15 protein-coding genes are annotated in these 14,241 nt (G+C 60.2%); 3 read left to right on the top strand and 12 right to left on the bottom strand.

The window, feature by feature from the left end; translation table 11 throughout:
* The 6 genes from CGA21_RS04955 to CGA21_RS04930 all read right to left on the bottom strand — a co-directional run.
* Positions 1-1,049: aldehyde dehydrogenase family protein (locus tag CGA21_RS04955; protein ID WP_188263678.1), on the bottom strand; the 1,049-nt coding region annotated here is incomplete at its 3' end.
* 74 nt (positions 1,050-1,123) lie between these two features.
* Positions 1,124-1,951 carry a phosphonoacetaldehyde hydrolase gene (phnX, locus tag CGA21_RS04950; protein WP_188263677.1) on the bottom strand — a complete coding sequence of 276 codons (828 nt, stop codon included), beginning with the start codon at positions 1,949-1,951 and terminating at the stop codon, positions 1,124-1,126.
* A 39-nt stretch (positions 1,952-1,990) separates the two neighbouring features.
* Positions 1,991-3,334, bottom strand: coding sequence for an MFS transporter (locus CGA21_RS04945; protein ID WP_188263676.1), 1,344 nt, complete (start codon positions 3,332-3,334; stop codon positions 1,991-1,993).
* A 270-nt stretch (positions 3,335-3,604) separates the two neighbouring features.
* Entirely contained in the window at positions 3,605-4,771 is a 1,167-nt protein-coding gene (locus CGA21_RS04940) for a 2-aminoethylphosphonate--pyruvate transaminase (protein ID WP_188263675.1), read from the bottom strand.
* 261 nt (positions 4,772-5,032) lie between these two features.
* Positions 5,033-6,424 carry an FAD-dependent oxidoreductase gene (locus tag CGA21_RS04935; protein ID WP_188263674.1) on the bottom strand — a complete coding sequence of 464 codons (1,392 nt, stop codon included), beginning with the start codon at positions 6,422-6,424 and terminating at the stop codon, positions 5,033-5,035.
* Between the two features lie 46 nt (positions 6,425-6,470).
* Complete coding sequence (locus CGA21_RS04930) at positions 6,471-6,821, bottom strand: RidA family protein (RefSeq protein ID WP_020800140.1); 351 nt, start codon at positions 6,819-6,821, stop codon at positions 6,471-6,473.
* A gap of 134 nt (positions 6,822-6,955) precedes the next feature.
* On the opposite strand from CGA21_RS04930, the gene CGA21_RS04925 reads away from it, so the two are divergent.
* The 3 genes from CGA21_RS04925 (at position 6,956) to CGA21_RS04915 (ending at position 9,053) form a co-directional block, all read left to right on the top strand.
* Entirely contained in the window at positions 6,956-7,831 is an 876-nt protein-coding gene (locus CGA21_RS04925) for a LysR substrate-binding domain-containing protein (protein WP_020800141.1), read from the top strand.
* 132 nt (positions 7,832-7,963) lie between these two features.
* On the top strand, positions 7,964-8,509 hold the full coding sequence (locus CGA21_RS04920) for a chalcone isomerase family protein (RefSeq protein ID WP_188263673.1): 546 nt from the start codon (positions 7,964-7,966) through the stop codon (positions 8,507-8,509).
* 19 nt (positions 8,510-8,528) lie between these two features.
* Positions 8,529-9,053, top strand: a complete 525-nt coding sequence (locus tag CGA21_RS04915) for a DUF3833 domain-containing protein (protein WP_188263672.1) — start codon at positions 8,529-8,531, stop codon at positions 9,051-9,053.
* A gap of 1 nt (position 9,054) precedes the next feature.
* On the opposite strand, the gene CGA21_RS04910 is transcribed toward CGA21_RS04915, so the two are convergent.
* From CGA21_RS04910 to CGA21_RS04885, 6 genes are read right to left on the bottom strand one after another with little or no spacing between them, the layout of a single operon-like run.
* Positions 9,055-9,552: a DUF2878 domain-containing protein gene (locus CGA21_RS04910; RefSeq protein ID WP_188263671.1), complete on the bottom strand. Its 498-nt coding sequence runs from the start codon at positions 9,550-9,552 to the stop codon at positions 9,055-9,057.
* A 2-nt stretch (positions 9,553-9,554) separates the two neighbouring features.
* Positions 9,555-10,820, bottom strand: a complete 1,266-nt coding sequence (locus CGA21_RS04905) for an SAM-dependent methyltransferase (protein ID WP_188263670.1) — start codon at positions 10,818-10,820, stop codon at positions 9,555-9,557.
* A complete protein-coding gene (locus CGA21_RS04900; RefSeq protein WP_110752275.1) occupies positions 10,807-11,598 on the bottom strand; it encodes a DUF1365 domain-containing protein in 792 nt (263 codons plus the stop codon). The genes CGA21_RS04905 and CGA21_RS04900 overlap by 14 nt, the downstream gene beginning before the upstream one ends.
* Positions 11,595-12,842 (bottom strand): NAD(P)/FAD-dependent oxidoreductase, encoded by a 1,248-nt coding sequence (locus CGA21_RS04895; protein WP_188263669.1) that lies wholly within the window; start codon positions 12,840-12,842, stop codon positions 11,595-11,597. Before CGA21_RS04895 ends, CGA21_RS04900 begins: the two co-directional genes overlap by 4 nt.
* Positions 12,839-13,600 (bottom strand): SDR family NAD(P)-dependent oxidoreductase, encoded by a 762-nt coding sequence (locus tag CGA21_RS04890; RefSeq protein ID WP_188263668.1) that lies wholly within the window; start codon positions 13,598-13,600, stop codon positions 12,839-12,841. The genes CGA21_RS04895 and CGA21_RS04890 overlap by 4 nt, the downstream gene beginning before the upstream one ends.
* Entirely contained in the window at positions 13,597-14,019 is a 423-nt protein-coding gene (locus tag CGA21_RS04885) for a nuclear transport factor 2 family protein (protein ID WP_188263667.1), read from the bottom strand. The genes CGA21_RS04890 and CGA21_RS04885 overlap by 4 nt, the downstream gene beginning before the upstream one ends.
* Positions 14,020-14,241: the final 222 nt, after the last annotated feature.

The following is a 14,241-nucleotide window of genomic DNA, read 5'->3' as shown; positions in this document are numbered from 1 at the left end:
TCGAATTGCTGCTCTGAGGCCTGGGCACCGACCATGGTGTCGGTGTCCAGCGGGTCGCCACGTTTGATCGACAGGACTTTTTTCATCACCTCTTTCATGAAGTCGTCGTAGATCGACTCCTGTACCAAGGCGCGGGAAGGGCAGGTGCAGACTTCGCCCTGGTTGAAGAACGCCAGCACCAGGCCTTCCGCAGCCTTCTCGATGAAGGATGGTTCGGCCTGCATGATGTCTTCGAAGAAGATGTTCGGTGACTTGCCACCCAGCTCCACGGTGCTTGGAATGATGTTCTCGGCCGCGCATTTCATGATGTGCGAGCCGACCGGGGTCGAGCCAGTGAAGGCGATCTTGGCGATGCGCTTGCTGGTGGCCAGGGCTTCGCCAGCTTCTTTGCCGAAGCCCTGCACGATGTTCAGCACGCCGGGTGGCAACAGGTCGCCGATCAGCTCGACCAGCACGGTGATGCCCAGCGGGGTTTGTTCGGCAGGCTTGAGCACCACGCAGTTACCGGCGGCCAGGGCCGGGGCGAGTTTCCAGGCGGCCATCAGGATCGGGAAATTCCACGGGATGATCTGCCCGACCACGCCCAGGGGTTCATGGAAGTGATACGCCGCGGTATGTTCGTTTATTTCGGCCGAGCTGCCTTCCTGGGCGCGGATGCAACCGGCGTAGTAGCGGAAGTGGTCCACGGCCAGCGGGATGTCGGCGTTGAGGGTTTCGCGCACGGCCTTGCCGTTGTCCCAGGATTCGGTGATTGCCAACAGTTCCAGGTTCTGTTCGATACGGTCGGCGATTTTCAGCAGCGCTAAAGAGCGGTCCTGCACCGACGTCTTGCCCCAGGCATCGGCGGCCGCGTGGGCGGCGTCCAGGGCTTTGTCGATGTCTTCAGCCGTGGAGCGCGGGAATTCGGCAATCGGTTGGCCATTCACGGGCGAGGTCGTGGTGAAGTACTGACCCTTGACCGGTGCGACGAACTCGCCGCCGATGTAATTGCCGTAACGGGACTTGAAGGAAACGATGGCACCGGGGGTGCCAGGGTGGGCGTAGTTCATGGTGGCGTTCTCTTGTTTTTTTTGGATGTGGCCGTCCTTGGGACGGCCACTGTCAATTGTGCAAGCCGACAGGGTCAGGAACCCTGAGGGGTTTCTCCACGAGCCAGGCGCGCATTGATGTCTTCGATGACCGCCGGCAAATCAACGATGGTGTCGATCAGGTAGTGAGGGCGCGAGCCTTCGAACATCTTGACGATGCGCGCGCGTTCCTCGGCCAATGCCTCCAGGGACAAATCCTTGAATTGGTCATAGGTCAGGCCCAGTGCGTTGCCGGAGCAGGTCAGCGCCACCGTCCACATGCCCGCGCTTCGGCCTTCGAGAATGCCCGGCCAGGTGTCATCGACCTTGACGCAAGCGGCGACGTCGCTGATGCCCAGGGCAATGACGTTGGCCAAGGCTTGCGCCGGGTGCGGGCGGCCATTGGGCACTTCGTCGGTCGCCACCACGTGATCGGTGACATAGCCGTTCTGGCGCGCCAGCTCCACGACCTTCTCCATGACCACGGCCGGGTAGCCGGAGCAGGAGCCGATTTTCAGGCCCTTGTCGCGCAGGCCGTTGATGGTCTCGAGCGCACCGGGAATCAGCGCCGAGTGCAGGGCGATTTTCTCGATCTGCAGCGGCATGAAACGCTCGTAGAGGGCGGTGACATCATCGTCGGTTGGCAGGCGGCCGAACACGGCGTGGTAGCGCGCGGCGATTTGCGGCTCGTTACACAGCGTGCGGATGTGGTCCCATTTGCCCATGCCCATCGGCCCGCGGGCTTCTTGCAGGGACACCGCGACGCCGAACTCGGCAAAGGCTTCGACGAAAATCTGCGTCGGTGCGAAAGAACCGAAATCCACGACGGTGCCGGCCCAGTCCAGAACCACGGCTTGCAACTGAGAAGGTTGTTGGTAATTCATGATGATTGCTCCAGTGAAAATTGATAGATGGGTTCGGGTTCAGGAGTGGGTGCCAAGTACGACCGGCTGCACCGGCGTCGAGGACAGCACCGGGCTTTCCACGGTTTTCGGGCGGCTGTTCCAGAAGGGCACCAGCATCAGGCTGGCCAGGAGTGCAGCGCCGGTGAACACCAGGAACACGGTGATGGTGTCGAAGTAACCCGGCAGCAAGCCACCGAGTACGGCACCGACCGAGCCACAGCCATTGACGAAGCCTGCGGCGGAGGCCGCGCCGTCCTTGCTGCCGAAGTCGATCGCCGCCGAGCCGCTGAGCATCGAGTCCGGCCCGTAAAGCGACAGGCCCATCATGAACAGCAGGCCGACCACGATGTAGAGGCTGCCGCTTTGCATGGCGGGAACGAACAGCGCAAGACAGGCAGTCAGGATCACCAGGCTAAGGACACAGACGGGAATACGACGGGCGCCGAAATACTTGTCCGAGGCGATACCGATGAGGATCGGTCCGATCAAACCGGCCAGTTCAAACGAGGTGGGAACGATGGCGGAGGCCACCTTGCCGATCTCGGGCATGCGCTCGTAGATAATCACCGGGCCCCACAGGAGGATGGCGTAGCGCGCTGGCTTGAGCATGAAGTAGGCGAGGCCGAGCACCAGCACGGTCCGATTTTTCATCACGGTGCGCAAGCCGGCCCACATGCTTTCGCGCGGTACCACGACGTTGCTGACGGGCTCGATTTCGATCTCCACCGGCGGCAGGCCGACGTCTTCCGGCTTGTTGCGTTGCAGGAAGAAGAACAACACCGCCACCACCAGGACCACCACGGCGCTGCTGATAAACGCGAGGCGCCAGTCGTGGTAGTGGTTGTAGGCCCACCAGCCGGCAAACGGCGTGGCGACCAGGCCACCGAAGGCGTAGGAGGTGCTCCAGAAACCCAGCACGCGGCCGCGTTCGCTGGTGCTGAAGAAACTGCCGACGTTCTTGCACAGCCCCGACCAACCGGTGGACTGGGCGAGGCCCTGGACCAGCATGCAGGAAGCGAAAATCGGCAGGGTCGCGTAAGTCCCCATCAGCAGCGCGGCCAGCGCCGAGATAACGAGCCCGCTCAGGACCACGACCCTGGGGCCGAAGCGGTCGGAGAAGTTACCCCACAGAAACTGCCCCACGGCATACGCGGTCAGGTAGAGGGCGTCGAGATTGGCCATCATGGCCTTTTCGAGCATGAAGTCCGGGTCTTCGCCAATACCCAGCTTGGCAACGGAAAACGCCTTGCGGGTGAAGTAGAAGGCGGCATAGGCCACCCAGGTGATGAGGAAAACTTGCACGCGCCAACGCTGGAGCGATTTCCAGCCAGTGGCGAGAGGACTTGTAGCGTTCTTGTTCATGGTGTTCTGATCCCGTATGTGGTGCCAGACAGCGCAAATAATGAGTTTTGTTTTTGTTTTCGGTACAGAAAGACTGTCCACGCACACGACATCGATCAGATGGCCGTGAAATGGCATCAGGCTTTAAGCATTAAATTGACGCGATCGCTGACGGCTGCCCGGCTCTGCCTGGCGATCAGTCAGCGAATCCATGTTTAAAAAAAGATCCCTGTCCAAAGGTGCTACCCATTGCACCCGTGCTCGAATTGACAAAGACCTTTAAAGGGGCGGTCAGCCTGCCGGTAGATGCATGTCGACGTTCATGGCCACAAGACTGTCGGCGATGGCGCGCAGCAATTGATAGACGATGTATTCGTCGATCTGGCCGATACAGCCGATGCGGAAACTCTCGGCGACGGTCAGTTTGCCGGGGTAGATGATGAACTGGCGGGCCTTGAGTTCATCGTAGAAACGCTTGAACTCAAAGTTCGGATGTTCCGGACTGAAGAACGTGGTGATGATCGGCGACAGCCAACGGTCTTCCAGCAACGTTTTGAAGCCAAGCTTGCGCATGCCGGCGACCAGTACATCGCGATTGCGAGTGTAGCGGGCCAGGCGGCCATGCACGCCGCCTTCGGCAGTGTGTTGCTCCAGCGCTTTATGAAAAGCCACGACGCTGTGGGTCGGAGGGGTGAAACGCCATTGCCCGGTGCGCTCCATGTATACCCACTGCTCGTACAGATCCAGGCTCAGGGAGTTGGCGCGGCCTTTGGCGGCCTCCAGCACGGAGCGGCGGATGATGACGAAGCCGAACCCCGGAATGCCCTCGATGCATTTGTTGGCAGAAGACACCACCACGTCGAACGCGATGTCCTTGACCGTCAACGGCACGGCGCCGAAGGAACTCATGGCATCGATGATCAGGCTCTTGCCATGCGCCTTCACCACATCGGCGATTTCGCGCAGCGGATTGAGAATGCCGGAGCTGGTTTCGCAGTGGACGATGAAGACGTTGGTGACGTCCGGATTGTCCTTGAGCAGGGCGTCGACTTCCTCGGGCTGCGGCGGCAAGTAGTCGCCTTTGTCCAGGGTGATGAAGGCGCGACCGAGGTACTCCAGGGTCTTGGTGGCGCGTTGGCCGTAGGCGCCATTCATCAGCACCAGCGCTTTACCGTCACGGGGGATGGCCGTGGCCAAGGCGGCTTCCACCGAGTAGCTGCCACTGCCTTGCAACGGCACGCAGGCAAAGCTGTCGTCCGCGACGCCGGCCATGCTCAGCAGGTTCTGGCGAACCTCGGCCGTGACTTGATTGAAGGAAACGTCCCATGAGCCCCAGTCGCGTAGCATGGCTTCCTTGGTGGCCTTGGACGTGGTCAATGGCCCTGGGGTCAGCAGGTAGGGTTCACCCAAGGCTGGGGTAGCCAGCGCCTGTGTGGTCGGGAATTCAGCTTTGGTCATGATCTTCTCCGGCGGTGTTGTTTTTGTAGGGGAGTGATGCATGTGCTGATCAAAACACCTGCGGAAAAATAACTGAAATCGATTTATCACATGTCACAAACAAGCTGGGCTTATAAGTGGAAACTGGGCGCATTGATCGATATCGGCACGCCGCAAATCTTCGCTCGCGGCTCAATTGAACGGTTGAAACCAGGAAACCCCGCCTGGCAAGCGCCAGGCAGGCTTGATCAGCCAAACAAATATCGCAGACCTGACGCTGCGCTATGCCTTGTCCGACTTGCCCGCCGCCGCGGCGAACTTCGCCAGGCGCACGTCCAGTCGACGGGGGCGCAGGTTGCGGTCCTCGGCGTGCTCCTTGCGGCGAATGGCGTTGCGCACCATCAGCGAGCCCAGGTAGCGGATCGGCTCTGGCGGGAAAAGGCCGAGCGGGCCTTGCACCAGCGGTGAGCGTGTCCAGGGGTTGTCCAGCCCCAGCACCAGCGATGAAAGGATTTGCCCGCCCATATGACAGGGCCCGACGCCGCTGCCGGAATAGCCGAAGCCATAAAACACGTTGCCGCTTGCGCCCATTCGGCCGAAGAACGGCAGCCCGGTGACGGAGCGATCGGACGGGCCGTTCCACGTGGCGGCAATGCCGACGTCGGCAAAGTCCGGGAAGAACTCGGCCAGGGTCTTGCGCAACAAGCCCTTGTAGGGCGAAGGCTGGTCGAATACTGGCAGGATGCGACCGCCGTAGGCGAAGGTATTGCCACCTTTGCCGAGCATGATCCGGCCGTCCGGGGTGTTGTGGTAGTAGTGCACGAAGATGCGCGAGTCGAGCACGGTGACCCCGCTGGTCAGGCCGATTCGTTCGAGCAGGTCGGGGCGCGGTTCGGTGATGATCATGTCGCTGGAGACGATGGCCACCGAGCGCGAAAACTCTGGAAAGGCACGGGCCATCCAGGCGTTGATGGCCATGACTACGCGCTTGGCCATGACTTTCCCGCCCGGCGTGTTGACGGTGGCCGGCAGCCCGTGTTCGAGGCCGGTCATTGGCGAACCCTCGTGGATCCGCACGCCCAGGTCGAGCGCAACCCGGCGCAGGCCACGCACCAGCTTGCCCGGTTGCACACTCGCCGCCGCCGGTGAGAACCAGCCTTCGACGTGACGGGTAGAACCCGACATGCGTTGCACCTCAGGGAGCGCGCGTTTGGTAAAGGAGTTGATGCCATTGCGCTCCAGCGCCGCGATCACCCCGTCCGTCGAACCGACCTGGGCGCGGTTGGTGGCGGTGTAGAGCGTGCCATCGAGGCGGTAGTCGGCGTCCATCGCGTATTTTTTGCAAAAGTCGCCGATGGCGTAAATGCTCTGTTCCGATTCCTTGACCAGGCGCACAGCCTCTTCGACCCCGAACAAGCGTTCCAGGGTGAAGAACTTGGCCGACCAGGACAGCGCACAGCCGCCATTACGTCCACTGGCACCGGCACCGCAGATGTCCGCTTCGACGATGACAACGTCCAGTTCGGGGTTCTGTTCCTTGAGCATGATGGCGGTCCACAGGCCGGTGTAACCACCGCCGACGATGCAGACGTCGGCCTGGGTGTCTTGGCGCAATGGCGGGCAGGGCGTATCGGATTGGCTTTTCAGGGCCTGGTCGAGCCAGAAGGGGCGCATGGGGAGTCTCCGTTCGAAAGGTTGCGGGGTGGCATTCAGGACGCAATCAGCCGCACGCGGCGACCACGATCATTTCCACGCGCCAACCGGGGTCGATCAGGTTGGCCAGGGTACAAGCGCGTGCGGGGGCATGGCCTTCGGGGAAAAATTCGTCCCAGACCCTGTTGAGCCCTTCATAGTCCTCGCGGTGAGCCAGCAGGATGCGCACCGAAAGCACCCGCGTACGGTCGCTGCCGACACTGAGCAACAGCTGCTCGATGGCGCACAGAACCTCGTGGGTCTGTGCCTCGATATTGCCACTGAGGTCCGTGGCAACCTGGCCCCCGATGTAGAGGACGTTGTCATGCCGGACCATGTCCGAACGGCGTTTTATCGTGGCGAAACGTTCGATTTCCATTAGGCATTCCTGATTGATCCAAGCAGCGGCCCGTTGGCCAAGGCATTTGCGAAATCCATCCTTGCAGTTCATTGTTCATAAATAAAATCGATTTATCGTATGTATGAATAAGTTGAAACTATAGGTAGGCCCCCATGACGATCTCCCATACCCAGCTCAAGGCTTTCCACGCCGTGGCAATCAATGGCAGTTTCACGCGCGCGGCCGAACAGCTCTGCCTGTCCCAGCCAGCGGTGTCCGACCAGGTGCGCAAGCTTGAGGAGTACTACGGTGTGATGGTGTTTTTCCGGGACAAACGCCTGGTGCGCCTGACGGAGGTGGGCGAGCGCTTGTTCGGGCTGACCCAGCGCCTGTTCGATATCAGTGTCGATGCCCACGACATGTTGATGGACTACCGCACCCTGTCGACAGGGACCCTGAACCTTGCCGTGGACGCGCCCGTGCATGTGCTGCCCTATGTCGCGCGCTTCTGTGCTCGATACCCGGGCGTGGATGTGAAAGTGGAAACGGCCAATACCGATGAGGTCCTGCAGCGGCTGTTCGGCCACCAGGCAGACATCGCCCTGCTGGGGCGCAATATCGAAGATGACCGACTGCTCAAGCTGCCCCTGCGCAGCGATCCGATGCTCGCCTTCGTCGCCCATGACCATCCCTGGGCGCAGCGAACATCCATCTGCCTCGCCGATCTGGACAACACGCCCCTGGTATTGCGCGAGCAGGGCTCGGTGACGCGACTGTCCCTGGAGGAGGAGATGGCGACGGCGGGCTTGCGCATTCGCAAGGCCATCGAGGTGGAGGGGCGTGAAGCGGCCCGCGAGGCCGTCGCCATCGGTATGGGCGTCGGCGTAGTTTCGGCGGCGGAGCTCGGTGCGGATTCGCGGATTCGCGGCTTGCCGATCGTCGATTGCCAGCAACGTTTTACCGAGACCCTGGTTTGCCTGCGAGCGCAGAGTTCCCGACGCATCCTGACGACGTTCTTTGACATTGTCAGGGAGATGGCAGGGGCGTGATATCCGTGAGGACTTGAGCTCGTCAGATACCGTCTTTCAACGCTGACCGTAGCGGTTATTAGCTGTACAAAATAAAAATTTGGTATAGCTTTTAGAGGCGTCCCTTGAGTCCTGTCGAGGCCTTTGCACGTTATGCAGACAGACCGCTTTATCCGCCACGTTGTCTGTCTTGTTCTGATGCTCCAGAGCCCAGGACTGTTGGCTGATTGGCGCGAGGCCTTGCCCGATGCTCGCCGGATAGGGGGCGGCGAGATGCGAATATTCGGTTTTTCCATCTACAGCGCGCAATTGTGGAGCCCACGCCTGCTTGCCGGTGATCTGCCAGGCGCGGATGTGCCGTTTGCGCTGGAGCTGACCTACCGTCGCGCGATCAGTCGCGAGGATCTGGTCGAGGCCAGCATCAAGGAAATTAAGCGCCTGTCGCCCACCCCGCCGAATTCGCGATTGATGGCCCGTTGGGAGCGGGAGATGCTCCAGGCCTTTGTCGATGTGCGCGCCGGTGACCGCATCACAGGCGTCTATGTGCCTGCAGAGGGCGCACGCTTTTACGTCGGCGAGAATCTACGGCATGTGGTGAAGGACGAGGCGTTCGCCGAAGCCTTTTTCTCCATCTGGCTTGACCCCCGAACCCGCGACCCGCAACTGCGCGACCAATTGCTGGGCATCGCCAAACCCTGAAAACATCGAGGAGATATGCATGCTGAGGATATGGCTATTGCTGCTGTGCATCGGCCTTGCAAGTTGCAGTCGGGTGGATGTGCAGACCTACAGTCAGGAAACCCCCAAGCTTGATTTGCGCGAATTTTTCGAGGGGCGGGTTGAAGCCTGGGGAATCTTTCAAAAGCGTTCAGGCGAGGTCACCAAACGCTTCCACGTAGAGATCAATGGCCACTCTGAAGGTAACCGGCTGATCCTCGACGAGTCATTTACGTACAGCGACGGTACTCGGCAGAAACGCGTGTGGACGCTCACCCCGGCCGGACCTGGCCAATGGCGTGGAACCGCTGGCGACGTGGTGGGTGAGGCGCAGGGTGAGGTGGCAGGTAATGCATTGCGCTGGCGGTATGTGCTGAGGTTGCCGGTGGACGGCAAGGAGTATGACGTTCATCTGGACGACTGGATGTACTTGATGGACGAGAACACCCTGATCAATCGCTCGTACATGTCCAAGTTCGACGTGGAGGTTGGCCAGATCACCTTGTTCTTCCGCAAGCAATCTTGAGTCAACGAGCAGGCTGTCCGGCCAGCCAGTGCAATGTCGGCATCAACATCGCCCAAATCAAAGCGAGTATCAGCATGCTGGGCCAGGTACCCAGCGGCAGGCCGACATCAGCCAACCTGGCACCTCCCCAGTAAGAGAGAGGCCCGCCAATAGCCCCTAGCAGGCTGCCTATCCACCAAGGGCGCTTGGTCCAGCCCAGGCTGTGACGCAAAGTACTGGCGAAAAGTAGCCAGAGGATTGCCAGCCAGGGCGGCAAAACGAGTGTGGCACCGGGAAACTGGAATACCCCGAGATGCAATAGAGCACTGTCCAGGACCCAGCCGCACGCTGACACCTTCAACAGATAACGCCACTCACCAGAGGTGTTTGCAATCCATAGCAGGTGTATCGCCAGGCAGGTCATTGCCAGCAGCAACAGCCACGGCCGTTGCGCACCCAGCACACAGGCGAACCAGCCGATCTGGAACAGTCCTGCGTTGAGCAACAACCGGCCTCGCACGTTCACGCCTCCAGGCCGAACGGCTGCGGCCGTGCTCCGGGTTTGGCGAGTAAAAGGTGCGCGGTGCCGATGCTTCGTTCCAGGAAGCCGCCCTCGCAGTAGCACAGGTAAAACTCCCACAGGCGGAAAAACGCCTCGTCATAGCCTAGCGCTTCCAGGTTGTGCCGGCTGCGTCGCAGGTTCTCGTGCCACAGGCGAAGGGTGCGTGCGTAGTGAAGCCCGAAGTCCTCCATGTGATGAAGGTTCAGGTCGGTGTCGCGACTGATGGTGTGCAGCATGCTGCTCACCGAAGGCAAGGCGCCACCCGGGAAGATGTAGCGCTGGATGAAGTCGACGGTTTTTTTCGCCTGCTCGTAGCGCTGGTCTCGAATGGTGATGGCCTGCAATAGCATAAGCCCGTGTTCCTTGAGCAGGTGCGCGCACTGTTTGAAGTAAGTAGGCAGGAAGCGGTGGCCGACGGCCTCGATCATCTCGATCGACACCAGCTTGTCGTATTGACCCGTCAGCTCACGATAGTCCTGCAGCAACAGGGTGATGCGGCCTTGCAGGCACTGCTCTTCGATCAGGCGCTGGGTGTAGGCAAACTGCTCACGCGACAGCGTGGTGGTGGTGACCTTGCAGCCGTATCGGGTGGCCGCGTAAATGGCCATGCCGCCCCAACCTGTGCCGATTTCCAGCAGGTGGTCGCTGGGTTTGAGATCGAGCTTTTGGCAGATGCGCTCCAGCTTGTACATTTGAGCTTGTTCAAGGCTATCGCTGCTGGACCGGAACATGGCTGCCGAATACATCATGCTGGGGTCCAGCAGGTGTTCAAACAGCGCGTTGCCCAGGTCGTAATGCGCAGAAATGTTGCGTTGCGAGCCTTGGCGTGTGTTGCGGTTGAGCCAGTGCAACGCTTTTGCCAGGGGACGGCGTAGACGTGCCAGGCCGCGCTCCATTCCATCCAGCACGTCGAGGTTGGCAACGAATACGCGGATCACGGCAGTCAGGTCGGGGCTGCTCCAGTAACCGTGGATATAGGCCTCGCCGGCGCCAATTGAGCCATTTACCGCCACCATTGGCCAGAGCGCCGCGTTATGCACTTCTATCTCGCCATGCGGTGCCGCGCCAGGCTGGCCGAAGCTCAGTGGCTCACCGTCGACGATGATGACCAAATGTCCGTGGCGCAGGTTCGCCAGTTGATGCAAGACGCCTTTTTTCAGTACACGGGCGCCTATCCCGTTGGCAGCAGAGCCACACGTCATTGGGGTCAGGCTAGGATTCGTCATGGCGAGACTCCAGGTTTGCGGTGCGGTATTCACCGGCGGCGGGTTTATGGGAAACCAGAGGCAGACGCTTGAGCAGCAGGCGCAGAGCCTGCGAGTAAATGCCGAGCAGGGTCTTGGCGGTCATCCAGGGAAAGTCCAGAAGGTGGCGATGCAGGCTTTGGCGCGTCAGTTCGACGCGCTCCAGACCCAGGCCGGCTTCAAATATTTTTTGCTCACCCTGCCAATCCTGCATGTTCACGTGCAGCGTTTGGCCGGGAGCGGAAAACCGCATGCGGTACTCCAGGTCACGAGGCAGGAAGGGCGAGACGTGAAAGCTCTTGGCGACCCGGTGGCATGACTCACCGGTTGCATGGGTCGGCAGCACATAGTGGTAACGCTCTCGCCAAGGGGTATTGCTGACTTCGCAGAGAATGGCGGCCAGGCTGCCGTCGGATTCGAAGCAGTAAAACAGGCTGACCGGATTAAAGGACAGCCCCCAGCTACGGGGCTGGGTGAGCAGACAGATGCGTCCCTGCGGTGCGTGACCAAGGGCCTGTTCCACGCGCTGGCGCACTGCATCGCTCAGGCTCATACCCTGACGCGTTGCAAGCGGCAGGTAGTCAGTTTCGCGGAAGGCGAAGGCGGCCCAGCGCGAATGTCCGGCGAACCAGGATAAGGCCAGCACCTGCGATTGTTCCGCCAGATCGAGGTAGAGCATCCCCATGCGGTAGCGAAACCCATGGGCGCGCGGCAGCAGCCGTCGGTGGCTGACCCAGCCGCGGTACAGGGCACTGTTCACAGTTTTTCTCCGAAAGCGCTCGCCACGCGCAAGGCGCTTACCACGCCGTCCTCGTGGAAACCGTTGGCCCAGTAGGCGCCGCAGTAGTAGCTGAACTGGGGCCCCTGTAATTCTTGCCAACGCGCTTGTGCGGTCATGCCAGCCTGGCTGTATTGCGGATGGGCGTAGCGAAAGCGGGCGAGGATTTTGTCGGGGTCAATGGCTGCGGTCTGGTTCAGGCTGACGCAAAAGGTGGTGTCGCTCGAAAGCCCCTGGAGGATATTCATGTTGTAGGTGACAGCCGCCAGGTGCTGGGCTGAGCCGCCGAGGCGGTAGTTCCAGCTCGCCCATGCTCGGCGACGGTTGGGCAACAGGCGGGTGTCGCTGTGCAGCACCACATCGTTTTCGGCGTAATGCAGTGCACCGAGTATCTCTCGCTCGGCTCGGCTTGGAGCGGCCAACAGACGTAGCGCCTGGTCGCTGTGACAGGCGAACACAACGTTGTCAAAACGCTTGGCTCCGGTCGCACAGTGCAGGGTGACCCCGCCCAGGTCACGTTCCACGCGATACACCGGGCAGTTAAGGTGGATACGCTCGACAAAGCCGGCACTCAACGCCGCTACGTATTGGCGCGATCCGCCGCTGACCACACGCCATTGCGGCCGGTGGGTGACGGACAAGAGGCCGTGATTTTTACAAAAGCGTACGAAGAACTGCAGCGGAAAACGCTGCATGTCGCCCAGTGACATCGACCAGATCGCCGACCCCATAGGGACGATGTAATGTTCGATAAAACGCTGGCCGTAGCCGTTTTCCCGCAGGTAGGCGCCCAGCGTGGTGTTGGCAGTGATGCGTTGTTCTTCCAGATCACGTGGGGCTTGGCGGTTGAAACGCAAGATCTCGCGCAACATGCCCCAGAAGCCAGGTGAAAGCAGATTGCTGCGCTGGGCAAACACTTGGTTGAGGTTGCCGCCGTTGTATTCAATGCCGGTGTGCGGGTCCTGAACCGAAAAGCTCATCTCGGTGGGTTGCGAAGCCACGCCGAGTTGATCCAGCAGACGGATGAAGTTGGGATAGGTCCAGTCGTTGAAGACGATAAAACCCGTATCGATGGCATGGCGTTCGCCCTTTACTTCAACGTCGACCGTATGGCTATGGCCACCGATCCAGTCACTGGCTTCGAACACAGTGACGTCGTGTTTGCGGTTGAGCAGGTAGGCGCAGGTCAGGCCGGAAATACCGCTGCCGATGATGGCTATTTTCATGAAGACTCTTCTGTGACCGGACGCGCCATGCGTCTGCCCAGCGTCAGTTGCAGGCGTTGGGGCAATAACGCTAATGCGCGCAGAGCGGCAATGAATGGCCAGGGAAATGCAATGTCCAGGGGGCGTTTTTCCAGGCGGGTGGCGATGTAGGCGGCAGCTTTGCCGACCGGCCAGCGCATCGGCATCGGGAAATCGTTTTTTTGCGTGAGTGGCGTATCGACGAAGCCCGGGCTGACGAGCGTGACGTCGATACCTTCGTGAGCCAGGTCGATGCGTAAGGACTGAAACAGGTAGCGCATTGCCGCCTTTGAGGCGCCATACGCTCCGGCGCGCGGTAACGGCAGGTAGGTCACCGAGCTGCACACGGCCACCAGATGTGGCCGCTGAGCCTTGCGTAACAGTGGTAGGGCGGCTTCCACGCAGTAGGCGGCGGAAAACAGATTGGCCCGCATCACGCGTTCAATCATGTCGGCTTCAAAGACGCCGGCGTCCACATACTCGCAGGTTCCAGCATTGAGGATGACCTGATCCAGATGGCCCCAGACTTGCCCGATTCGCTCGCCCATGGCTTGAACCTGGCGTGGATCGGTCAGGTCGCCCGGCAGCAGAAGTACCTGCTGCGGATGACCCCTGTGTAATGTTTCCAGGGCCTTTGCATTGCGTGCGCTGACGGCCAGGAAATGGCCTTGGGTCAATAAAATTTCTGCCAGGGCGGCACCAATGCCGCTACTGGCTCCAGTGAGCCAGATGCGTTTCATGCCAATCGCCCCTTTAGCCAGCCAATCGCGGTTCCCATTAGAGGCAAGTGCTCATAGAGCAGAGCGCCTGCATCAAAGTAGTCGCGATGCTGATACACCTTCTTGTGCCAAAGCAGGTGCGAACAGCCAACCACCTCTATGAGTTGGCCATGGCTCAAGCGGGGATGGCGATAATGCAGGGTCCAGCGTAGATAACCGGCGCCGTCCTGCACCTGGTCATAGCCGTGGAAGGTGAAACCCAGCTCGCTGACGTTGGCATACAGCTCAGTAAAATATTCTTGCAGCGCTGTCAGGCCCTGGATCTCATGGAGCGGATCACTGAAGCGTACGTCGTGACTGTACAGATGCTTGAGGTTGTGCAGATTGCTGCCGTCCAGTGCTGCAAATTCGCCGGCGAAACATCGCAAGAAATCAGCCACGTCGTGTCTCCATTGCAGGCAGGCATGGAATGTCCCCTGCCTCTTTTTCTTGTACAGGCGAATTGGGTTTGTATAGTTATTTGAAGAATAGGACGTTGCCTGTACAAGTCAACTTTTTTGTACAACTTTTCTGAGGGGGAGGGGGTTTCATCAATTCATGAGCGCATCAGGTCCCAGCTGCCAACGCTGATCGCTGGTATCGGCTGAGCCTATGCACACCTG

Source organism: Pseudomonas sp. PSB11 (assembly GCF_014596605.1).
GTDB classification, from domain to species: Bacteria; Pseudomonadota; Gammaproteobacteria; order Pseudomonadales; family Pseudomonadaceae; genus Aquipseudomonas; species Aquipseudomonas umsongensis.
This window is presented reverse-complemented; position numbering and strand designations above follow the sequence as displayed.

Coding starts and splice junctions, on each gene's coding strand:
- phnX (WP_188263677.1), bottom strand. CDS start 1,951: ATGAATTACCAACAACCTTCTCAGTTGCAAGCCGTGGTTCTGGACTGG.
- CGA21_RS04945 (WP_188263676.1), bottom strand. CDS start 3,334: ATGAACAAGAACGCTACAAGTCCTCTCGCCACTGGCTGGAAATCGCTC.
- CGA21_RS04940 (WP_188263675.1), bottom strand. CDS start 4,771: ATGACCAAAGCTGAATTCCCGACCACACAGGCGCTGGCTACCCCAGCC.
- CGA21_RS04935 (WP_188263674.1), bottom strand. CDS start 6,424: ATGCGCCCCTTCTGGCTCGACCAGGCCCTGAAAAGCCAATCCGATACG.
- CGA21_RS04930 (WP_020800140.1), bottom strand. CDS start 6,821: ATGGAAATCGAACGTTTCGCCACGATAAAACGCCGTTCGGACATGGTC.
- CGA21_RS04925 (WP_020800141.1), top strand. CDS start 6,956: ATGACGATCTCCCATACCCAGCTCAAGGCTTTCCACGCCGTGGCAATC.
- CGA21_RS04920 (WP_188263673.1), top strand. CDS start 7,964: ATGCAGACAGACCGCTTTATCCGCCACGTTGTCTGTCTTGTTCTGATG.
- CGA21_RS04915 (WP_188263672.1), top strand. CDS start 8,529: ATGCTGAGGATATGGCTATTGCTGCTGTGCATCGGCCTTGCAAGTTGC.
- CGA21_RS04905 (WP_188263670.1), bottom strand. CDS start 10,820: ATGACGAATCCTAGCCTGACCCCAATGACGTGTGGCTCTGCTGCCAAC.
- CGA21_RS04895 (WP_188263669.1), bottom strand. CDS start 12,842: ATGAAAATAGCCATCATCGGCAGCGGTATTTCCGGCCTGACCTGCGCC.
- CGA21_RS04890 (WP_188263668.1), bottom strand. CDS start 13,600: ATGAAACGCATCTGGCTCACTGGAGCCAGTAGCGGCATTGGTGCCGCC.